Source organism: Bradyrhizobium sp. Bra64 (assembly GCF_024519875.1).
GTDB classification, from domain to species: Bacteria; Pseudomonadota; Alphaproteobacteria; order Rhizobiales; family Xanthobacteraceae; genus Bradyrhizobium; species Bradyrhizobium japonicum_G.
Genome location: NZ_JALJRD010000006.1, coordinates 138,943 through 160,425, shown reverse-complemented (window position 1 = coordinate 160,425; position 21,483 = coordinate 138,943). Strand labels below are relative to the sequence as shown.

The window sequence follows — 21,483 nt, the reverse complement described above, 5'->3', positions numbered from 1 at the left end:
TGAATAATCCGAACCGGCGGGATCACTATATTTTGGCGGCAGGAGCCATCGCTTCCTTGTCGCCAATCGCCGGCACGCTAGGATAGCAATCCTCGTTTCACTTCCCCCGGGGGAAGACCAAGGAGGAGACCCAAGGATGACCATTCGATCAAAATTGCTGTGTGCGGTGGCTTTGTCGGGCTTCGCGGCGCTGGTGGTGAGCGCGCCGGCGCAGGCTCTGACCTCGCAGGAGTGCAGCGCGAAATACCAGGCCGCCAAGAAGGACGGCTCGCTCGGCACCACGAAGTGGAATGACTTCCGCAAGGCCCAGTGCGGTGCGGACGCGACGCCTGCGGCTGCGCCGACCGCGGCCGCGCCTGCCGCTCCCGCCGAGCCGAAGCAGGCGAAGAAGGAGGCCGCCCCCGCTGCCGCGCCGACCCTGCCGGCCGGCCCCGCGATCTATCCGAACGCGGTCGATCCGAAATATGCCAAGGAGACCGCCGGCAAGGCGCGCCTCCACACCTGCGTCGACCAGTACAACGCCAACAAGACCACCAATGGCAATGGCGGCATGAAGTGGATCGAGAAGGGCGGCGGCTATTACAGTGAATGCAACAAGAAGCTGAAGGGCGCCGCCTGAGCTTCGACCTGATGCGATGGCCGGAGCAAAGCTCCGGCCATTTCGCTTGATCCGATGGCCTAGCCCAACAGCTTCTCGGCCGATTTCGCCACCAGGTGCGTGCGCTTGCGCGGGCTGCGCTCGACGAACAGCAGGCTCTGGCCGAAGATGAAGCAGTAGAACAGGAAGGCCTGTGCTTCCGCCTCGTCGGCTTCGAGGCCAGTCGCGCGATAGAGCTCAGCGACATGCTTGAGCCGCGCCGCGTCCACGTTCGCTACCGCTGCTGCGGCGCTCTCGTCCGAGCGGGCCCATTGCCGGATCGCCAGCTCGATCGCCATGCCCTCCGGATTGAGCCGCTCGGAATAAAGCTGGATCACGGCCCTCAGCCGATCGCGGGGTTTCTGCCCGTCGAGGCTCGTCTGCTGAGCGATCGCCGCCGAGCGCCCCTCGCGCCAGCGCTCCAGCATGGCGCCGAGTAGCGCGGCACGGTCGGCGAAGCGGCGGTAGAAGCCGCCCTTGGTGACGCCGAGGTTCTTGGCCAGCACCTCGACCCGCACCCCCTCGACTCCCGAGCGCGCGAGTTCGGTAAACCCCGCCTCGACCCAGACGTCACCCTTGCCGTCGCTCATGAAGGAAGCCTCACCGGTTCTTGATACGGTGCCGTATTGCTAACGCGAGGGCACCTTGATACGCTACCGTATCAAAGATCGAAGGGCGGAAAAGAACAAGGGAGGACTGGCGATGGCGCAGGGGGCGACCTATCGCGGCACGGTCTATCCGTGGCAATGCGATCACGTCGGCCACATGAACATCATGTGGTATGTCGGCAAATTCGACGAGGCCAACTGGAATCTGTTCGCCCGCCTCGGACTGACGCCGAGCTATCTGCGCAGCTCCGGCCGCGGCATGGCCGCCGTGCAGCAGAACATCACCTACAGGCGCGAGCTCCTCGCCGGCGACATCGTCGAGATCCGCAGCCATCTGCTCGAGCTTCGCGACAAGTCGATCTGCTTCCGGCACGACATGGCCAACGCCGAGACCGGCGAGATCGCCGCGTTTTGCGAGATCACGGGCGTGCACATGGATCGCAGCCAGCGCAAATCGGTGCCGTTCATGGATGCCATCCGCGAGATCGCCTCGAGGCATCTCGCTGCACCCGCCGAGGTCTGAACCATGGCCGCATTCGAGCCGAAAAACCCGGGCTATCGCGCGGCGGCCATCGCCATGTTCGACGGCCAGACGGCGATGCACACGCTCGGCATCGTGATCGTCCGCCTTGCGCCGGGCGAGGTCGAACTGGCAATGCTGCACTCGAGGGCTTTCACGCAGCAGAACGGCTTTGTTCATGCCGGCATCATCACGGCGGGGCTCGACAACGCCTGCGGCGTTGCCGCCTTCACCTTGATGCCGCGCGAGGCGGATATCCTTACCGTCGAGTTCAAGACCACGCTGCTCGCGCCAGCCCGCGGCGAGCGTTTCGTTTTCAAGGCCGAAGTCGTCAAGCCAGGCCGTACGCTGACCTTCTGCGAGGCCAGGGCGTTTGCCGAGCATGACGGCAAGACCACGCTGATTGCCACCATGACCGGAACGCTGATGGCGATGCTGCCCCGGGCTACGGCATCGCAGGTGGCGGCCCCGGTCCGCGCATAGCATCGCGGTGACATCGCGCCCGCAACGCTCTATATGACCCGTAACATTTCCCGGTCCCGAACCGTATTTGCGGCGATGGGACCGAAACGGGACGAGATATGGCTGAATTCAGGAACAAGGGCCTTGTGCCGACGCGGCGCGCGGCGCTGACGCTGATCGGGGCGGGCGCTCTCGCCGCGACCGGCGGGATTACCTTGGCGCGTGCGGCTACCGACGATGACGAGGTGCTGACCGAAGCCAAGGTGCTGCGCGATCCCGATGTTCCTGTCGCCGGAAATCCCGACGGCAATATCAGCATCATCGAATGGTCCGACTACAATTGTCCCTATTGCCGCAAGCTCGAGCCCGAGCTGCGCCAGGTCGTCCAGGACGACGGCAAGGTCAGGCTGGTGATGAAGGACTGGCCGATCCTCGGACCGGTCTCGGTCACGGCGGCGCGGATCGCGCTCGCGGCCAAATATCAAGACAAGTACCATCAGGCCCATGACGCCATGATGGCTGTGAGCTCGCGCCTGACCGAGCCGCGTATCAACGAGCTGCTCGCGTCTGCCGGTGTCGACATGGATCGCCTGAAGCGCGACCTTGCCGATCGCGCCAAGGACATCGATGCCGTGCTCAAGCGCAACAACGACCAGGCTGAAGCCTTCGGCTTCCGCGGCACACCGTCCTTTATCGTCGGCAAGTACCGCGTACCGGGCGTTCTGAGCATGACCGAGTTCGAACAGGTCATCGCCGACGCCCGCAAGGCCAAGATGAACTGACGCGCCGATCGCCAGCAACGCAAAGGCGCCGCCGCGAGCCGCGACGGCGCCTTGTTCATTGGTCGGTGGCGTTACTTCGAGAAGTTATTTGGACGAGATGCGGACCCAGTCCTTGTGCGCGCGATCCTGCAGCGCGTTCCAGTCGGCCTTGGCGACGTCCCAGTTCACGATGGTGCGATTGGCCGTCGCGACCTCGCCGTTGGCGACCGACGATGTTTGCATCGAGTCATACACGTACACGCCGCAGCCGAGCAGCAGCGCTCCCAAGATCATTCCGAAAAAAGTCTGCATGGCGAACCTCCGGTGACGGGCGATAACGTCGGCCCGGAGTGATGGTTCCGCAGCAGTACGGCGCAGGCAAGGAGAGGTTGTTCATTCTCCATTCAGCCACTCCACCAGCTCCACGTTGATCTCGCGCGGATAGGTGTGGCTGAGGTCGTCGATTTCGCGATAGACGACATCGGCGCCGGCGGCGGAGAGGGCCGCCTGCGTCTGCCGCGCGGTCTGCACCGGAAACATCCAGTCGAGCTTGCCGTGGGTGATGAAGATCGGCAGGCGCTGCAGGCGTGCGGCGTCGGCCATTTCGGCCATCAACGGATGGAAGGTCGCCGACACCGGCGCGAGATGCGTGAAAGGCGAGGCGCCATCGAGCCCGGTGACGTAGCAGAAGGTGCCGCCGTCGCTCATGCCGGTCAGCAGCATGCGCGAGGCGTCGATGGTCCAGCGGCCGCGCACGGTTTCGAGAATCCGCATGAGGTTTGGTGTGTCGGAATCGCCACCCATCAGCGCCCAGGTCGGGCCGGTCGCGGTCGGCGTCACCAGGATCGCGCCCAGGGTGCGGGCGTCGCGCAGCCAGCTCCACAGAAAACCGCGGCCGTTGCCGCTGCCGCCATGCAGCGCCATCACCAGCGGCATGGCGCGGTCGGGCGTGTAATATTCGGGCACGTAGACCGAAAAGCCGCCGCGGGTGCCGGGCTCGTTGTGATCGTGGAAGATTCCGCTGTGCTCGCCTTGGACTGCTTCCAGCCGCGACAGCAGGTCGGTATTCTCGCGATTGGCGGCGTTGAGGAAGAAGCTGCTCACCGGCGGAAACTGCACCGCCAGCGGATAGAGTGCCTCCTGGGCGCGCGGCACGTGGCGCATCGCGCGGAAGACGGCGACGAGATCGCCGTTGCCGCGCTCGACCTCGCGGATGCCGGCAAAGGCGGCGAGCGTCTCGTCGCAGGCGCGATCGAGCCGCTCGCGCAGTCCGGCGAACTGCTCCGGCCAGGCGCCGATCGCCGTGCGCGCCGTTTGCAGCGTCTCGTCCGGCGTGCCGATCGCATTCATCACCGAGCCAAAGGCCGGCGGATGCAGATGCCGGGCGAAGAAGCCGAGTGCTTCCAGTGCATTGAGCAGCCGCGGCAGCACGGTCACGATGTCGTCGATGACCGCCTCGCTCATCGCCGCTTGTCCTTGCCTTGGTTCGGTTTGTCAGTGCAGCTTCGGCGCCTTCAAGAGCTTGAAGCGATCGGTCGAGGTCACGGTGACGTCGAAGGTGACGCCCTCATGGTGCACGGTCAGCGGCACGTCGACACCGGCGGCGCCGAGCCCCCACAGCTTCTTGTAAAAGCCGGTCTGGCTCGTCACCTTCTCGCCGTCGACAGCGAGGATGACGTCGCCGGTCTTGAGCTCGGCACGAGCGGCCGGACCGTTGGCGGAGATCCCGATCACCACCACGCGGTTGTCGATCTCGGTCGAAAACAGTCCGAGCCACGGCCGTGCCGGCTTGTTGACGCGGCCGAACCTGCGCAGATCGTCAAGGATGGGTTTCAACAGGTCGATCGGCACGATCATGTTGACGTGCTCGGCCTTGCCGTCGCGTTCGCGTTCGAGCTGGAGCGAGCCGATGCCGATCAACTCGCCGCGCTCGTTGAGGAGCGCCGTGCCGCCCCAGTTCGGGTGCGCGGGATGGGTGAAGATGGCCTCGTCCAGCAGATATTCCCAGTAGCCTGCGAATTCCTGCTTGGCCACGATCTGGCTCGCGACCGAGCGCGTGCGTCCGCCGGCGCCGCCGACCACGACGCGGTCGCCGAGCCGGGTCTCGGCCGAGATGCCTAGCGGCAAGGGTTCGACGTCGAGCCGGCCGAGCGCCTGCACCAGGCCAAAGCCGGTGACGGAATCGAAGCCGAGCACATGTCCCTCCACCACGCGCCCGTCGCCGACATGCAGCCACACGGACTCGGCTTCGGTGATGAGATAACCGATGGTGAGCACCAGCCCCTCGTCGATCACGACGCCATTGCCGGCGCGTTCGGTGCCCAGCGTCTCGGCGCTGAAGGCGTCTGGTGGGATGATGGCGTGCAGGCCGACGACGGAGGCTAGCGCGCGGTCGAGATCGAAACCGTAATCGCTCGCACGCGGCTGATTGGCCGGCGGCACTCTCCATTCGGTCAGGGCGGGCATGGAGTTCTCCTGGCTGAGTGCATCGCCCGCCGCGGCTAGCGGAAAGACGCGCGAAGCACGCATAATTTAGGCCGGTGGAGGCCGTCTTGAAAGCCTCGTCCCCCAACTATTCCGGAGAACGCCGCGTGAAATATTCGAAATGTACGGGGCGGTTCGCGCGCGGTCGGCAAGCAGGTGGTCGTTCGATCCGGCATCCGCCGCATGGCTGGTGTCCGGCGAGGTGCTAGGCGCCATGCAGTGAAGCTGCTAACCATTGCCGCTTCGTTTGACCCAGGGATCACGGACCGAAGCATGGACAATCGCAGCGACATCTGGCGTGGCATCGACACGATCAAGGCACGTTTCATCGACCTCAGCGACAAGGTCTGGGGCATGCCGGAGGTCTGCTACACCGAAGCGCGGTCCGCCGCCGAGCATCTCGCCGAGCTCCGCCACCAGGGTTTCCGCATCACCGAGCAGGTCGCGGGCATTCCGACCGCGGTGTTGGGCGAATGGGGTGAGGGCGGACCGGTCATTGCCTTCATGGGTGAATATGATGCGCTGCCGGGCCTCAGCCAGGAGGCCGGCGTTGCCGAGCACCGTCCGGTCGAGACCGGCGGCCACGGCCATGGCTGCGGTCACAATCTGCTCGGTTCCGCGGCGCTGCTCGCCGCCACCGCGGTGAAGGACTGGCTCGCCGAGAACAAGGTGCCGGGCCGCGTGCGCTATTACGGCTGCCCGGCCGAAGAGGGCGGCGCGGCAAAAGCGTTCATGGTGCGCTCCGGTGCATTCGAGGATGCCGACATCGCCATCACCTGGCATCCGCACAGCTTCTGGGAAGTGGCGGTGACGCCGTCGCTCGCCAACACGCGCGCAGACTTCATCTTTACCGGCCGCACCTCGCATGCCGCGGCTTCCCCGCATCTCGGCCGCTCCGCGCTCGACGCGGTGGAATTGATGAATGTCGGCGTGAACTACATGCGCGAGCACATGCCGAGCGATGCGCGCGTGCATTACGCGTTGCTGGACACCGGCGGCATTGCCCCCAACGTGGTGCAGGCGCATGCGCGCGTGCGCTACTCGATCCGCGCCCGCGATCTGCCCGGCATGAACGAGCTCGTCGGACGCGTGAGCAAGATCGCAGATGGCGCAGCGTTGATGACCGAGACCAAGGTCGAGATGAAGATCATCTCCGCGGTCTCCAACATCCTGCCGAACACGCCGCTGGAGCAGGCGCTGCATCGGGTCATGGAAGAGCTCGGACCGCCGCATTTCGACGACGCGGACAAGGGTTTTGCCAGCCAGATCCGCGCGACGCTGAGCGACAAGGACATCGCGTCGGTCTATTACGCGATCGGCATGGAGCCGACCGATCGGCCGCTGGCCGACTTCCTGGTGCCGCTCGATGCCAAGCGCAACCCGCTGGTCGGCTCGACCGACGTCGGCGATGTGAGCTGGGTCGTGCCGACCGTGCAGGTTCACGCACCGACGGTTGCAATCGGCACGCCGTTCCACACCTGGCAGGTGGTGGCGCAGGGCAAGAGCGGACACGCCCACAAGGCGATGGTGCAGGCTGCCAAGGCGATGGCGGGTATCGGCATCAAGGCGCTGACGGATCCGGAGCTGATCAAGGCCGCCAAGGCTGACCTCAAGAAGCGGACTGCCAAGACACCTTATGTCTGCCCGCTGCCGGACCACGTGGCGCCGCCGCTCAACATGTCCGTGGCGTAGAATTTCGCCTCGATACTTCGTCTGATGTGGCGAACAAATTTTCTGCAGTGCAACGCGGAATCCGGCGTGTTTTAGCGCCGGATTGCCGAACGCTTGGGCTGCGGAACATGGTTTTGCCCAACAGACAGCCACAACACTGTTTGCATACACACGGTCGCAGTTGACGCGCGGCCCATTCGGTGTGCCATCTACCGCGAGCCAAAACCCGGCGGCCGCCCCGCGGCTGCCTTCATCCATACGGGAACCAGACGGGGGACAACCATGCTGGATAAAGAACTGCGTTCGATGATCGGCGACGTGAAGGACGGGCGAATGGATCGCCGCGCCTTCATCAAGCGCATGGTCGCTGTCGGTCTCACCGCTCCCCTCGCCAATCAGATCCTCGCGCTCGGCGGCGTTGCCATGGCCGAGGGCGCCTCGACATACAAGCCGACCAAGCGTGGCGGCGGCGGTGCGCTGAAGCTGCTGTGGTGGCAGGGCCCGACCCTGCTCAACCCGCATTTCGCCACCGGCACCAAGGACCAGGATGGCTCGCGCCTGTTCTACGAGCCGCTCGCCTGTTGGGATCCGGACGGCAACATGAAGCTGGTGCTGGCGACGGAGATTCCGTCCATCCAGAACGGCCTGCTCGCGGCCGACGGCAAGTCGGTGACCTGGAAGCTGAAGCCCGGCGTGAAGTGGCACGACGGCAAGCCGTTCACGGCCGACGACCTCGTGTTTACATGGCAGTATGCCAAGGACCCCGCGACCGCAGCCGTCACGATCGGTGTCTATCGCGATATCACGGTCGAGAAGATCGACGATCTGACGGTCAAGATCACCTTTCCCAAGTCGACTCCGTTCTGGGCCGATGCCTTCGTCGGTGCGGGAGCAGGCCAGATCCTGCCGAAACATCTGTTCGCCGATTTCATCGGCTCGAAATCGCGTGAGGCTCCGACCAATCTCGCACCAGTGGGCACCGGCCCCTACAAGTTCGTCGAGTTCAAGCCGGGCGACCTCATCCGCGGCGTGATCAATCCCGACTACCACATGGCCAACCGGCCCTATTTCGATTCGATCGAGATGAAGGGCGGCGGCGACGCCGTCTCGGCGGCGCGCGCGGTGATCCAGACCGGCGAATATGATTTCGGCTGGAACATCCAAGTCGAGGACGATGTTCTGCTGCGCCTGGAGAAGGGTGGCAAAGGCAAGACGGTCTATGCCGTGGGGGGGGATACCGAGTTCATCGCGCTCAATTTCACCGATCCGAACGTCGAGGTCGATGGCGAGCGCTCGTCGATGAAGACCAAGCATCCGCTGTTCTCGGATCCGGTCGTGCGCAAGGCGCTGTCCCTGCTGGTCGATCGCGAGTCCGTCAAGAAGGCGATCTACGGCCGCGCCGGCCGCACCACCGCGAACTTTCTCAATGGCCCCGAGAAGTTCGTCTCGAAGAACACCAGCTGGGAATTCAACATCGAGAAGGCCGCCAAGATGCTCGACGACGCCGGCTGGAAGCCCGGCGCCGACGGCATCCGCGAGAAGGACGGCAAGAAGCTGAAGCTGCTGTACCAGACCTCGATCAACGGTCCGCGCCAGAAGACCCAGGCCATCGTCAAGCAGGCCTGTCAGAAGGCCGGCATCGACGTCGAGCTGAAGTCGGTGGTGGCCTCGGTGTTCTTCTCGTCCGACGTCGCCAATCCCGACACCTATCCGAAGTTCTACGCCGACCTCGAGATGTTCCAGATCCCGCTGAGCCAGCCGGATCCGTCGCAGCACATGCGCCGCTATTTGTCCAACAGCGTCGCGACCAAGGAGAACAAGTGGCAGGGCACCAACTTCCCCCGTTGGGTGAACAAGGAGTACGACGAGGCGATCACGGCGGCCGATATGGAAATGGACCCGGTCAAGCGCGCCGCGTACTACATCAAGGCCAACGATCTGATGTGGCAGGACACCGTGTTCATCCCCGTGATGCATCGTCTCAAGGTCGAGGCAGCCGCGAACAATTTGCGTCCGGTGATTTCGGGCTGGGCCAACGAAACCGACAATCTGTTCGACTGGTACCGCGAGGAATGATCCCCAAGCTCTAGACGGGGCCTTCCCTCATGAGTCAATACGTTCTGCGTCGCCTGCTGATCGCGATTCCGAGCCTGCTCGGGATCTCGGCCGTGCTGTTCTTCGTGCTGGCGCTTGCGCCCGGCGATCCATTCTCGGAGCTGGCGACGAACCCGAACGTCCCGCCCGAAGTGCAGGCCGCACTTCGGGCCAAGTTCGGCCTCGATGATCCGATTTACCTCCGCTACCTGCACTGGCTCAACGCCATGCTGCACGGCGACTGGGGCTTCTCCTTCGTCAGCCGGATGGACGTTGACAAGCTGATCCTCCAGCGCCTGCCGACTACGCTCTATGTGATCGGCTCGGCGCAGATCCTGGCGCTGCTGATCGCGATTCCCGTCGGCGTCTATGCCGCGACGAAGCCGTATTCGCTGTTCGACCAGGTCGCCAACACGCTCGCCTTCGTCGGCTTCTCGCTGCCGACCTTCTTCACGGGCATCCTGTTCATCCTGATCTTCTCGGTGACGCTGGACTGGCTGCCGTTCGTCTACACCACCGACATCAAGGCAACCGGAATTCACTGGGTGCTCGAGATGATCCGTCAGGCGATCATGCCGGTGGCGGTGCTCGGCCTGTTCCAGGCGGCGTCGATGACGCGTTTCGTGCGCTCGGCAATGCTCGACGTGATCCGGCTCGACTATGTCACCACCGCGCGGGCCAAGGGGCTCGGGCAGGCCACGGTCATCGTAAAGCATGTGATGCGCAACGCCATGATCCCGGTCGTGACGCTGATCGCGTTGCAGATCCCCGCAGTGTTCGGCGGCGCCATCGTCACCGAGCAGATCTTCCGCATCCCCGGCATCGGCTCGCTGCTGATCTCCTCCATCCTTTCCAACGACACGCCGGTGGTGATGGCCGTCACTTTCGTCTTCGCGTGCCTGGTGGTCCTGTTCAATCTCATCGCGGACGTCCTTTATGGCTGGCTTGACCCTCGCATCTCCCTCCGCTGAGCGGCGGGTCTACTCGCCCTGGCGCGAGACGTGGCGGCGCTATAGCCGCCACAAGCTTGCCGTCGTCAGTGCGTTCCTGCTCCTCATTCTGATCCTGGCGGTGGTGGCTGGCCCCTTCATCTGGCGCGTCAAGATCGACGACATCGATATCGTGGCCGGCTTGCAGGGGCCGTCGCTCGCCCATCCCTTCGGCACCGACGATCTCGGGCAGGACATCCTCGCCCGCATGATCTATGGCGGGCGTATCTCGCTCGCGGTCGGCCTTGCCGCGATGCTGGTCTCGGTCTTCATCGGCGTGCTGGTCGGCGCGCTCGCCGGCATGTCGCGCGGTGCGCTCGGTCATGGGCTGATGTGGCTCACCGATCTCTTTTTGTCGTTGCCGCAATTGCCACTGCTGCTGCTGCTCATCTATCTCTTCCGGGACGGGCTCAAGGCCGCATTCGGCCCCGAAGGCGGCATCTTCATCCTGATCGTGCTTGTGATCGGCGGCCTGCGCTGGATGCCGGTCGCTCGCCTCGTGCGCGCGCAGTTCCTGTCGATCCGCGAGAAGGAGTTCGTCGAAGCCGCGCGCGCGCTCGGAGCCAGCCCGGTGCGGCAGGTGGTGCGCCACATCCTGCCCAATGCGCTCGGTCCGGTGATCATCGCCGGCACCATCGACGTCGCCGCCGCCATCATCGCGGAATCGACGCTGTCCTTCCTCGGCCTCGGCTTTCCGCCGGATACCCCGACCTGGGGCCGGCTGCTCTATGATGCCAAGGACTTCCTCGACATCGGCCCGCACTGGGCGCTGTTTCCGGGCGGCGCGATCTTCATCGCGGTGGTCGCCATCAACTTCATCGGCGACGGCCTGCGTGACGCGCTCGATGCGCGGCGGGTGATCTGATGGCGCCACTGCTCGAGATCAAGGGCCTGAAAACCCATTTCTCCACCGACGACGGCATCCTTCAGGCCGTCGACGGCGTCGACATCTCGATCAACCGTGGCGAGACGCTCTGTGTCGTCGGCGAATCCGGCTGCGGCAAGACCGTGACCGCGATGTCGATCCTGAAGCTGATCGCGATGCCGCCGGGCCGCATCGCGGCGGGCCAGATCATCTTCGAGGGCCGCGATCTCGTGCCGCTGACGAGCAGTCAGCTCGACGAGATCCGCGCCAAGGAGATCGGCTTCATCTTCCAGGAGCCGATGACCTCGCTCAATCCGGTGCTCACGATCGGCGAGCAGATCGCCGAAAGCCTGCGCCGCCATGAGAACGTCACCAGGAAGCAGGCGATCGAACGCACCATCGAGATGCTCAAGCTGGTGCAGATTCCCAACGCCGAAGGCCGCGTGCACAATTATCCGCACCAGTTCTCCGGCGGCATGCGTCAGCGCGTGATGATCGCGATGGCGCTCGCCTGCAAGCCGAAGCTGATCATCGCCGACGAGCCCACCACCGCGCTCGACGTCACCATCCAGGCACAGATCCTCGATCTGCTCCAGGACATGAAGGAGCGCTTCGGCATGGCGGTGATGCTGATCACCCATGCCATGGGCGTCGTTGCCGAAACCGCGCAACGCGTCGTCGTGATGTATGCCGGCAAAGTGGTCGAGGAAGCGCCGGTCGACGATCTGTTCAGCAACCCGGGCCATCCCTATACGCAAGGGTTGATCCGTTCGATTCCGCGCATCGACCTGGACAGCGAGCACAAGACGCGGCTCGAGGCGATCGGCGGCTCGGTGCCGATCCTGATCAACCCGCCGGTCGGCTGCCGCTTTGCGCCGCGCTGCAAGTTCGCAATGAACGTCTGCACCGAGAAGGAGCCGCTGCTGCGCGAGATCGCACCCAGCCATCGCATGGCCTGTCATCTCGGCGATACGCAGTTGGGAGGTGCGGCATGACCGAGCCCTTGCTCCGCGTCAGCGGCCTGAAGAAATATTTCCCCGTGCTCGGCGGCCTGCTGTCGCGCCAGGTCGGCACCGTCTATGCGGTCGACGGCGTGTCGTTCTCGGTCAATCGCGGCGAGACGCTCGGTCTCGTCGGCGAATCCGGCTGCGGCAAGTCGACGACGGGACGCTGCGTGCTGCGCCTGATCGAGCCGACTGACGGCGAGGTTACTTTCGACGGCCAGGACGTGCGCCAGCTCGGCGGCAACGATCTGCGCGCGATGCGGCGGAACATGCAGCTCGTGTTCCAGGATCCGTTCGCCTCGCTCAATCCGCGCATGACGGTCGGCGCCATCCTCGGCGAGGCGCTCGTGATCCATAAGCTTGGTTCATCGGCCAAGGAGCGTGAGGATCGCGTCGCGAGCCTGCTGGTGAAGGTCGGTCTCAAGGCCGAGCACATGCGGCGCTATCCGCACGAATTCTCCGGCGGCCAGCGCCAGCGCATCGTGATCGCCCGCGCGCTCGCGGTCGAGCCGAAGCTGATCGTCTGCGACGAGCCGGTGTCCGCGCTCGACGTGTCGATTCAGGCCCAGGTCATCAACCTGCTGGAAGATCTCCAGGCCGAGCTGAACCTCACCTATCTCTTCGTCGCGCACGACCTCTCGGTGGTCGAGCACATCTCCGACCGCGTCGCGGTGATGTATCTCGGCCGCATCGTCGAGCTGGCGAAGGCGAACGACCTCTACCGCAACCCGCAGCATCCCTACACCAGGGCGCTCCTGTCAGCGGTGCCGGTGCCGGATCCCAAGCTCAAGCGCGAGCGCATCCGTCTCAAGGGCGACGTGCCGAGCCCGATGAAGCCGCCGTCCGGCTGCCACTTCCACACCCGCTGCCCGATCGCCCAGCCGCGCTGCGCCGAAAGCGCGCCGGAGCTGAAGGAGGGAGCAGGCGGGCACTTCGTGGCGTGCCATCTCGCCTGAAGGGGACTTTACCCGTCAAGCGTAAACCCGACCCGCAGCGTCACTTGATAGTGGCGGACCGCGCCGTTCTCGATGTGGCCGCGCGTCTGCGTGACCTCGAACCATTTCATTTCGCGAATGGTCTTGGCGGCGCGGCCGATTGCGTTCTTGATCGCATCCTCGATCGAGGTCTCGGACGATCCGACCAGCTCCAGGATCTTGTAGACGTGATCTTTCTCGGCTGTGGGCATCGCTATTCTCCCCTGCTGTGGCGGGACCGGATACGACCGTCGCGGACAGTCAGCGCCCGCAAGACATCCGCCCCTCGACTCTGAACGGACGCAGGCGCTTAGGGTTCCGTCCTGGGCGACGGCCCGCCAGCTGCTGTCGACGAATTTTGGTCGATTTCTTGCGAGGCACGAAAATGTGGGTCGCGTGTGCGGGCGGCGCTTCCGAATTGGCGTACCGTACAATGGCTGCTCTTGCCCGTCCCGATGCGGGCGATCTAACCTCCATCCGTTCCTGGCAATTTCGAAGCGCGGTGATGATCGAGCGTTGGACGGGGGGCGCTCTGGCTGCGGTCGGTCTCTGCGCTGTGCCCGCACCAGGCATTGCGCAGGACGAGCTCGACGGCGCGCCGGTGAGCATGTCGCTGCAGGTGACGACCGATCCTTCCACCTTCGAATGCCGACGGCCAGGTCTACGACCCCGACCGTATCATGTTCCTGCGCAACTATTCGACCAGATGCAGCGCGCCACCATCGAGGGCGTGCCGATTCGGCAAGCGTTTCGGCCTCTACCGCGTTGACTTCGAGACCCAGGCAAGGGTCCCGAAGCTGAGCGCGGCATTCTATCTCGACGTGGTGGCAAGGAATGCGATCGGGATGTGAGACCAGAGCCTACGGATCCAGCTCCGTATCCCAGTAGAGATAGTCCAGCCAGCTGTCGTGCAGATAGTTCGGCGGGAACAGGCGGCCATTGCGGTGGAGCTGGTGCACGGTCGGGGCGAAGGCGTGCTGGCGCGGAAACATTTTTGCCTGCACCGGCGTAAGATTGCCCTTGCGCAGATTGCAGGGCGAGCACGCCGCGACCACGTTCTCCCAAGTGGTCTGGCCACCTTTGCTGCGCGGGATGATGTGATCGAAGGTGAGGTCTTCGGGCGAGCCGCAATATTGGCAGGCGAAACGATCGCGCAGGAAGACGTTGAACCGGGTGAATGCGGGGTGGGTGGTCGGCTTGACGAAGGATTTGAGCGAGACCACGCTAGGCAGCTGCATTTGCAGCGTCGGGCTATGGACCGCCTGATCGTAATGCGCGACGATGTTGACGCGGTCGAGGAACACCGCCTTGATCGCGTCCTGCCACGACCACAGAGACAGTGGGTAGTAACTCAGCGGCCGGAAGTCCGCGTTCAGCACCAACACCGGCCAACTGCCTTGCGAGACATGTGCGTTCAAGTAACGCTCCCGGCCTCCATGTACGCTGCGAAGCAGCATGTATTGACATACTACATGCAGCGTGACGGGATTGTGAAGCCCGTTGAGCGACTTATTCAGGCGCAAGCAATACGGCGGCGGGGTGGCAAAACGCTCAAAAACGCCGCGATCTGGGGAGCCGCCGCCGGGACGACGTTGGGGGACGACGGCGTTCAATAACGCGGCGGCCTTGCTGGGCAGCTACCCCTGCAGCCGTTCCAGCTTCTGCAGGCATCGTGTCGCGCGCACCGTGGCCGGCATTTCCTCGTCCGGGAAGCTGGTGTCCCAGTTGGTTACGCCAACCTCGCCGACATAGATGTCGCCGCGTGAATCCAGTGCGATGCCGTGGGGTGCTAGGAACTTTCCGCTGGCAACGCCCGGCCCTTCCTCGCCTCCCAGCCGCGCGATGCGTTTTCCCTTGGCGTCGACGATCGACAGCCGCGGGCCGAGATTGGGGACATTGCGATTGATGGCGAGCCCCGGGCCGAGCTCGCCGATCACGAAGGTCGGGGTCTTGCCGCCGCCGCAGCAGCACAGCGCGCAGGGGCGATGCAGATTGTTCCACTGCGTTTCGTATTTGCCCTCGCCGTTGAACACCTGAACGCGGTGGTTCTCGCGGTCGGCGACATAGACCCAGCCGTCGGCATCGGTGGCGATATTGTGCACGATGTTGAACTGGCCGGGGTCGGTGCCGGGCTCACCCCAGCTTTTGATCAGCTTGCCGTCGGGGGTGTATTTGTGCACGCGCGCATTGCCGTAGCCGTCGGACACGTAGATCTCGCCCTTCGGCGACAGCGCCGTGTGGGTGCAGCGGTGGAACGGCTCGCCGCTCATGAACGGGGACGGCTTAGCCGGGATGCCGATCGTCAGCAGCACCTTGCCGTCGGTGGTGCATTTTCGCACGGTGTGGTCGCCGTCGTCGGTGCAGTAGAGATTGTCGTCGGCGTCGATGTGCAGCCCGTGGGCGCGCGAGAACAGCCCTTCGCCGAAACTGCGCAGGAAATTGCCTTCGCGGTCGAGCACGACCATCGGATGGGCGCCGCGGTTGAAGACGTAGACGCGGTCCTTGCTGTCGACCGCGACGGACGCGACGTCGGTCAATTGCCAGCCTTCCGGCAGCTTTGCGAAGTTTTCGACGACGCGGTAGCGATGCTCGCCGGTGCCGAGAATGGCTGGCATTGGTTTCTCTCCTGTCATTCCGGGGCGCGCCCCAAAATCCCTTCCTCGATCCCCTTGATCTGGAGCGCGAGATATTTCGAGTTGATCCGGCATTGCGCCAGGCTGCCGGCGATGAACCACAGGCCGGGCTGGCTCGTGCGCGCATACATGTTGCGCAGCTCGAGGCCGTCGCCAAAGCCCCAGATCGGGCCGACGCGATCGGCGACGGCATCGCCGAACAGCTTTCTCACCAGATATTCCTGTGGCTTGTAGCCCGTGGACAGCACGATGAGATCGGCTGCGATATTCGAGCCGTCCTTCATCCGGGCGCCGCCGGCCGTGAAGCTCTCGACGTCTGCAAACTGCATGAGCTTGATCGCGCCCTCGACGATCAGGTTGGAGCAGCCGACATTGAAGTAATAGCCGCCGCCGCGGGTGAGGTATTTGAATTGCCAGCCAGTGCCGGCCTCGCCGAAGTCGAGCTTGAAGCCGACTTTGCGCAGACCGTCGAGCAGCTCCTTGTCGAGCTCCTTCGACTGCTCCGTCAGCATCACATGCGTCTTCTTCGCCAGCGGCGTCGGCATCGAGGTCGCTATCAGATCATTGTCCTCCAGCGTACCCTCATTGTAGGTCGCATAAGCTAGCTGGGCAGACGGCTCGATATTGGTAACCAGCGTCGGCGAACGCTGCAGCAGCGTCACCTCCGCGCCGCTGGAATGGAGATCCTGCGCGATGTCGTGGCCGCTGTTGCCGGTGCCGACGACGATGGCTCGCTTGCCCGTCCAGTTCTCTCCGTCCTCGTAGCGGCTGGAATGCAGCAATGTGCCCTTGAAATTCTCGAGGGTCGGAATGTCAGGCACGTTGGCGATACCACTGACGCCAGTTGCCATGACCACATGGCGCGGGTGCATGGCGCGCGAACTGCCATCGGCGCGTCGCAGCGTGACGGTCCAGCAGCCTCTGGCCTCGTCATAGGCGCCGCCCTCGAACTCGGTGCCGGTCCAGAAGTTCAGCTCCATCGCGTCGACATAGGCTTCGAACCAGTTGGCGAGCTTGTCCTTGGGGATATAGGTCGGCCAGTTCGGCGGGAACGGCATGTAGGGCAGGTGATTCACCTGCACCTGGTTGTGCAGGGTCAGCGCGTGATAGCGCTTGCGCCAGTTGTCGCCGATCCGGGCCTCGCGATCGACGATCAGCGTGTCGATTTTCAGCTGCTTCAGCCGCGCCGCGATCGCAAGCCCGGCCTGGCCGCCGCCGACCACCAGCACGGCCGGATCGCGATCGGAATACTCGCGCGAGGCGTTGCGTAAATCGAGCCAGTTCGGGCCGCGGAAGTCGCGCGAATAGGCCTGGCCGCGCGGCCGCGACGTGCCAAGCTGTTCCTCGAACCCTTTGAGTGTGTCGAGTGCGGTGAGGAGCGTCCACGCCTTCAGCCGGTCGCCGTCGGCCGCATCGGGCACGAGCCGGACGATGCCGCTGCCGCGGCCAAACGCGGTCTCGAAATCGAAGATGGCTTCGATGTTACTGGTGCCGGCGCGGATCACCCAGCGCGGCGGCGCGCGATTCGGCGCGACCTTGAAATTGGAAGGCACCACCTTGGGTGCAAGCGCAGCCAGTGCCAGTGCAACTTCGTTCCGGCCACCGATCGTCTGCAGGTTCCAGCTCAGCGCCAGCGCGTCGCGCCAAAAGCTGTCGGCGAGGAAGAGGCGGTCGAGCGCGGCGGGATCAGGCTTGACCAGCGTGCGCTCGAATTCATCGAGCCAGGCTTGCGCCGAGACGGAAATATCCTTCGTCTTGTCCAGCATGCGCGACCTCGTGGCCGTCTTCGCGGCATTTGCTCGGAGGTCAAGCTATACCGGATCAGCCGACGTCAAAAGCGCTTTACCCGAGCAGTGAAAGCATGTGGCCCTGCTCCGGCGGAATGCACCCCTTCAGCGTATCGAGATAGATCCGCCGCACCGCCTCCGGGCCGCGGCTCTCGACCACGCTCAGGCTTCTCTGCAGCAGCGGCGCAAAGCCGGACCATGCCGCGCCAAAGCGCTGCTCGATGCCGCCGGGGCCCCATTCCTTGGCGCGCTTGCGGATCTGGTCGGGCGCGAAGAACCAGCGCGGTCTTGCGCCGGGCAGGGCGCCTTCGCCGGCGTCGGTCGCGCGATGCGTCAAACCGACGCGCACCGAGCATTTCATCTGCTCGCCGAAGTGCTGGTGCAGTCCGGCGCGCAACGCGCTGTTGCCGGCCATGTCGACGAAGGCGACAGGCGTATCCGTCGGCAGCGACGTCACGCGGTCATAGGTGGCGACCTCGTCGTAGCAGCCGAGCGAGGTCACGAAGCCGGTGTTGCCGGCCGAGGTCAGCCCGATCACCTTGCGGCCGCGGGTATGCAGGAGATGGGCGAGCCCAAACGCGGTCTTGCTCGAGGCGCTCGAGAGCAGCACGGTGCGCGCGCCGAAATCGCCGGTCTCTGCGAGGAAATCGTCGACCAGGAACGACAGCATGAACAGCGGCCGCAGCAGCGCCTGGTAGTCACCCTGCCGGCCGTCATAGGCGGGATCGCCGCTGACGCGCGCATAGGCGTTGTAGACCGGCGCCACGCCCTGCCGGTGCGCGGCACCGTCGCGCAAGCCGCGCTTGCTGACGTCGGTCGCCTCGATCACGAGATGCGTCGCCATCGGGAAATAGCCGAACAGGCGCTCGCCCACGGCCACGCTGGGGTGTTTCGAGGCGATCACCTGGCCAAAGCCCCATACCGGAATGTTGCCAAAACCGTTCGGCGCGGGAAACAGCTGCCAGTATTTCAGCTCGTCGCCGAGCACCGCATAGGTGATGTTGTTAGCCGTAAAAGCGAAGCGGTCGATCTTGACGAGCAGCGCGTCAGGCGGGAGCGAATCCGCGTCGGGAAGCTCGGTCGCAATCACCTTGCACTGCTCGAGATCATCTCGCGCAACGATGAAGTCGGTCGATGTCATGGCTGTGATCCCGGCTCTATTCGCCGGCATCTCATCATTTACCGGCGACCCTTTTGCAACAGCAACATAGTTTTAAACGCTGTTTGCAGCCGTTCGTCACGCACCGGCGCGTGCATGGCCTGCCCAATAGGGCTCCCGCAGCTTGCGCTTGAAGATCTTTCCGGTTGCCTCGCGCGGCAGCTCGTCGCGGAATTCGACGTCCTTGGGCACCTTGAAATTGGCAAGCCGCTCGCGCAGGAACGATCGGACGGCGTCGGCCGAGAGCTCGGCGCCCGATTCTGGCTCGACAAACGCGCACAGCCGCTCGCCAAATTCGGCGTCGGGAATGCCGAACACGGCGCAGTCGCGCACGCCGGGCATTCCGATCAGCGCGTTCTCGATCTCGGCGGGATAAATGTTCACGCCGCCGGAGATCACCATGTCGCGCTTGCGGTCGCACAGGAACAGATAGCCATCCTCGTCGAGGTAACCGACGTCGCCGACGCTGACGAGGCCGTCGCGGCCGGCCTCGGCCCTGGCCTGCGGCTTGCCGTGATAGTCGAAATCGGGCACCGCCATCTGGCGCATGTAGATCTCGCCGACCTCGTTGGCGCCACAGAGGCCGCCGTCCTCGCGGAAGATTTTGACGATGCCGCCCTCGATGGCGCGGCCGACCGTGCCGGGCTTCGTCAACGCCTCCTCGGCCGAGTGCCACACCGGGATCCCGGTCTCGGTGGAGCCGAAATATTCGTTGATGACCGGCCCCCACCACTCGATCATGGCGCGCTTGATTTCGAGCGCGCAGGGTGCGGCACCGTGCACGACGAAACGCAGCGACGACAGGTCGTAACGCTGCCTGACGGTCTCGGGCAGGCGCAACAGCCGGACGAACATGGTCGGCACCATGTGGATGTGCGTGACCCGGTGGCGCTCGACCAGCGCGAGCAGCTCCTCGGCGTCGAACCGCGCCTGGAGGACAATGGTGCAACCGTTGCGGAACGCCATCATGCCGTAGGAGTGCGGCGCCGAGTGATACATCGGCCCGTTGATCAGCACGACCTGGTTGTCCCGCGGCTTGATGCCATAGGCGATGGCGCCCACGCGCTCTGAGGCGGCCGCCTGGTCAGGCTGCATCGGCATGCGCCGCACGCCTTTCGGCATGCCCGTGGTCCCGGATGTGTAGATCATCGCTGCTGCGCGCCGCGGCGGCTCCTGCGCTTCGGTCTGGCCGTCGCGCCAGCGGTCCCAATCGGGAAGTCCGGCCGGGACCTCGGTCATCACAGGGGGAATGGCGAAGGTCGCGGCGAGCTCGGGCGGCGTCTCGACGACGAGGACGCGGACATCCGCCGGCACGCCGTCACGGATCTGCGGCAGCAAATCGGCGTGGCAGACCAGGATCTTCGCGCCGCTGTCGGCGAGGATGTAGCGGACCTCCTCGGCCTTCAGATGCCAGTTGATCGGCACCACCGGATTGCCCAGCGCGGCGGAGGCCGCGACCACCTCGAACAGGGCGAAATCGTTGCGCAGCATCATTGCGACCGGCGCGGCCTCGGCGAGGCCCAGGGCGCGGAAGCCGCTCATCGCCCGCCTGATGCGGGCCTGGATATCGTCATGGCCGATCCTGCGTCCGCCGCTGATGATCATGGCGCGTCCTTATTCCGCTCGGGTCTACCGATCATCCAGCACGGCGCCAAATCCGACCCAGCTCTTGCCGTTGAAGCGGCGGAGCTGGAGCTGCTGGAACGGCAGGTAATCGTCGGGGCCGGTCGTGACAGACATGCCAGGCAGCAGCAGCGGCAGTTTCACCTCTTTGAGCGAGGCCGCCTGGCGCATGATGTTGTCGCGGCTGACGTCGTCCTTGCACGCCCTGAGCACCGTCATCAGCAGCGTCGCATAGTGATAGCCGGCCGCGTAGTTGGAGTTGGAGAGGTCCGCGGTCGGCATGTATTGCTTCATGAACGCGAAGTACTCTTTGACGCCGGGATCGTCGGCCCATTGAGGGTCCATCGTGTCCTTCTGGTTGCTCGACGAGATCAGGCCGACCGCATTATCGAGCCCTGCCGGCTCCAGGAACGAGATCGACGAGGCGGAAGTCGGCACGAAGAACAGCTCCGGCTTCCAGCCGATCTCGGCCACGCCCTTGACCATCTGCGAGGTGAACTTGCCGAGCACGACGCCGAACAGCACGTTGGCCCCCGAGGCCTTCAGGGTCGAGAGCTGCGAGCTGATCGTCGGCGCACTGGTCTCGTAGCTCGCTTCCGCGATGATCATGCCGGCCGCCTTGGTGCCGAGCGCGCGCTTGAAGCCCGCGACGTAGTCGTGGCCGAAATCGTCGTTCTGCGCTAGGATCGCGATCCTGGCGTCGGGTTTGGTCTGCAGGATGTATTTGGCATAGACCACGCCTTCGGATTCGTAGGCCGCCATGCCCGGCATCGTCCACGGGTTCTTCTGGGGATCGGCCCATTTGGTGGCGCCCGAGAGCACGAACAGCTGCGGTACCTTCTTGGCATTGAGGTAGCGCTGCACGGCGCTATTGGTGGCGGTGCCGAGCGAGCCGAACATCATCAGCACTTCATCCTGCTCCACCAGCTTGCGGGTCTGCTCGACCGTCTTCGGCGGCGAGTAGGCGTCGTCCAGCGTAGTGAACTTGACCTTGCGGCCGTTGATGCCGCCTTCTGCATTGACCTTCTCGAAGAACGCCTCCTGCGTCCGTCCGATCGTGCCGAAGCCGGATGCCGGACCGCTGTAGGGCAGGGTCTGCCCGATGCGGATCTCGTCGCTGCCTTCGGCGCGGGCGCTGCAGGCGGCGAGTGTCAGCAACGACATGCCGATCAGTGCGGATGCAAGCTTCATGTTGTCCTCCCGATTTCTTGT

21 protein-coding genes and 1 pseudogene are annotated in these 21,483 nt (G+C 64.5%); 11 read left to right on the top strand and 11 right to left on the bottom strand.

The genetic code is table 11. The features are described from left to right. Positions 1-136 precede the first annotated feature (136 nt). Positions 137-619 carry a hypothetical protein gene (locus NR187_RS19550; protein WP_211381198.1) on the top strand — a complete coding sequence of 161 codons (483 nt, stop codon included), beginning with the start codon at positions 137-139 and terminating at the stop codon, positions 617-619. 59 nt (positions 620-678) lie between these two features. Here NR187_RS19550 and NR187_RS19545 read toward each other — a convergent pair whose 3' ends face one another. After that, entirely contained in the window at positions 679-1,227 is a 549-nt protein-coding gene (locus NR187_RS19545; RefSeq protein WP_211381199.1) for a TetR/AcrR family transcriptional regulator, read from the bottom strand. Positions 1,228-1,339: 112 nt separating this feature from the next. Between NR187_RS19545 and NR187_RS19540 the strand changes: the two genes are divergently transcribed. The 3 genes from NR187_RS19540 (at position 1,340) to NR187_RS19530 (ending at position 3,009) form a co-directional block, all read left to right on the top strand. Next, positions 1,340-1,768 (top strand): thioesterase family protein, encoded by a 429-nt coding sequence (locus NR187_RS19540; protein ID WP_211381200.1) that lies wholly within the window; start codon positions 1,340-1,342, stop codon positions 1,766-1,768. A gap of 3 nt (positions 1,769-1,771) precedes the next feature. Beyond that, positions 1,772-2,248, top strand: coding sequence for a PaaI family thioesterase (locus NR187_RS19535; RefSeq protein WP_211381201.1), 477 nt, complete (start codon positions 1,772-1,774; stop codon positions 2,246-2,248). Positions 2,249-2,346: 98 nt separating this feature from the next. After that, the gene (locus tag NR187_RS19530) at positions 2,347-3,009 is read left to right on the top strand and encodes a DsbA family protein (RefSeq protein WP_211381202.1); all 663 of its coding nucleotides are present in this window, start codon (positions 2,347-2,349) and stop codon (positions 3,007-3,009) included. 84 nt (positions 3,010-3,093) lie between these two features. Here the strand turns inward: NR187_RS19530 and NR187_RS19525 are convergent, their stop codons facing one another. The 3 genes from NR187_RS19525 to NR187_RS19515 form a co-directional block, all read right to left on the bottom strand. Then, the gene (locus NR187_RS19525; protein WP_045005422.1) at positions 3,094-3,300 is read right to left on the bottom strand and encodes a hypothetical protein; all 207 of its coding nucleotides are present in this window, start codon (positions 3,298-3,300) and stop codon (positions 3,094-3,096) included. An 81-nt stretch (positions 3,301-3,381) separates the two neighbouring features. Then, on the bottom strand, positions 3,382-4,452 hold the full coding sequence (locus NR187_RS19520) for a phospholipase (RefSeq protein ID WP_211381203.1): 1,071 nt from the start codon (positions 4,450-4,452) through the stop codon (positions 3,382-3,384). Positions 4,453-4,482: 30 nt separating this feature from the next. Beyond that, positions 4,483-5,454: a S1C family serine protease gene (locus NR187_RS19515; protein ID WP_211381204.1), complete on the bottom strand. Its 972-nt coding sequence runs from the start codon at positions 5,452-5,454 to the stop codon at positions 4,483-4,485. A gap of 291 nt (positions 5,455-5,745) precedes the next feature. On the opposite strand from NR187_RS19515, the gene NR187_RS19510 reads away from it, so the two are divergent. The 6 genes from NR187_RS19510 (at position 5,746) to NR187_RS19485 (ending at position 13,051) form a co-directional block, all read left to right on the top strand. Continuing rightward, positions 5,746-7,164: a M20 family metallopeptidase gene (locus NR187_RS19510; protein WP_211381205.1), complete on the top strand. Its 1,419-nt coding sequence runs from the start codon at positions 5,746-5,748 to the stop codon at positions 7,162-7,164. A gap of 261 nt (positions 7,165-7,425) precedes the next feature. After that, positions 7,426-9,219, top strand: coding sequence for a peptide ABC transporter substrate-binding protein (locus NR187_RS19505; RefSeq protein ID WP_211381206.1), 1,794 nt, complete (start codon positions 7,426-7,428; stop codon positions 9,217-9,219). Between the two features lie 29 nt (positions 9,220-9,248). Next, complete coding sequence (locus NR187_RS19500; protein WP_211381207.1) at positions 9,249-10,208, top strand: ABC transporter permease; 960 nt, start codon at positions 9,249-9,251, stop codon at positions 10,206-10,208. After that, on the top strand, positions 10,174-11,091 hold the full coding sequence (locus NR187_RS19495) for an ABC transporter permease (RefSeq protein ID WP_211381208.1): 918 nt from the start codon (positions 10,174-10,176) through the stop codon (positions 11,089-11,091). The genes NR187_RS19500 and NR187_RS19495 overlap by 35 nt, the downstream gene beginning before the upstream one ends. Further along, the gene (locus tag NR187_RS19490) at positions 11,091-12,086 is read left to right on the top strand and encodes an ABC transporter ATP-binding protein (protein ID WP_211381209.1); all 996 of its coding nucleotides are present in this window, start codon (positions 11,091-11,093) and stop codon (positions 12,084-12,086) included. Before NR187_RS19495 ends, NR187_RS19490 begins: the two co-directional genes overlap by 1 nt. After that, positions 12,083-13,051, top strand: a complete 969-nt coding sequence (locus NR187_RS19485) for an ABC transporter ATP-binding protein (RefSeq protein ID WP_211381210.1) — start codon at positions 12,083-12,085, stop codon at positions 13,049-13,051. The genes NR187_RS19490 and NR187_RS19485 overlap by 4 nt, the downstream gene beginning before the upstream one ends. Positions 13,052-13,059: 8 nt before the next feature. Here NR187_RS19485 and NR187_RS19480 read toward each other — a convergent pair whose 3' ends face one another. Continuing rightward, on the bottom strand, positions 13,060-13,281 hold the full coding sequence (locus NR187_RS19480; RefSeq protein WP_256807309.1) for a dodecin: 222 nt from the start codon (positions 13,279-13,281) through the stop codon (positions 13,060-13,062). 438 nt (positions 13,282-13,719) lie between these two features. On the opposite strand from NR187_RS19480, the pseudogene NR187_RS19475 reads away from it, so the two are divergent. Then, positions 13,720-13,920, top strand: a pseudogene (locus tag NR187_RS19475) (family 1 glycosylhydrolase); the annotation flags it as partial. Between the two features lie 9 nt (positions 13,921-13,929). Here NR187_RS19475 and NR187_RS19470 read toward each other — a convergent pair. The 6 genes from NR187_RS19470 to NR187_RS19445 form a co-directional block, all read right to left on the bottom strand. After that, positions 13,930-14,487: an HNH endonuclease gene (locus NR187_RS19470; protein WP_018316280.1), complete on the bottom strand. Its 558-nt coding sequence runs from the start codon at positions 14,485-14,487 to the stop codon at positions 13,930-13,932. 219 nt (positions 14,488-14,706) lie between these two features. After that, positions 14,707-15,684, bottom strand: coding sequence for a peptidyl-alpha-hydroxyglycine alpha-amidating lyase family protein (locus NR187_RS19465; protein WP_211381213.1), 978 nt, complete (start codon positions 15,682-15,684; stop codon positions 14,707-14,709). Positions 15,685-15,698: 14 nt separating this feature from the next. After that, entirely contained in the window at positions 15,699-17,468 is a 1,770-nt protein-coding gene (locus tag NR187_RS19460; protein WP_256807308.1) for an NAD(P)/FAD-dependent oxidoreductase, read from the bottom strand. Between the two features lie 76 nt (positions 17,469-17,544). Continuing rightward, positions 17,545-18,630, bottom strand: a complete 1,086-nt coding sequence (locus NR187_RS19455; protein WP_256807307.1) for a DUF2855 family protein — start codon at positions 18,628-18,630, stop codon at positions 17,545-17,547. Between the two features lie 96 nt (positions 18,631-18,726). Continuing rightward, positions 18,727-20,253, bottom strand: coding sequence for an acyl-CoA synthetase (locus tag NR187_RS19450; protein ID WP_256807306.1), 1,527 nt, complete (start codon positions 20,251-20,253; stop codon positions 18,727-18,729). A gap of 24 nt (positions 20,254-20,277) precedes the next feature. Then, positions 20,278-21,462, bottom strand: a complete 1,185-nt coding sequence (locus NR187_RS19445) for an ABC transporter substrate-binding protein (protein WP_256807305.1) — start codon at positions 21,460-21,462, stop codon at positions 20,278-20,280. Positions 21,463-21,483 lie beyond the last annotated feature (21 nt).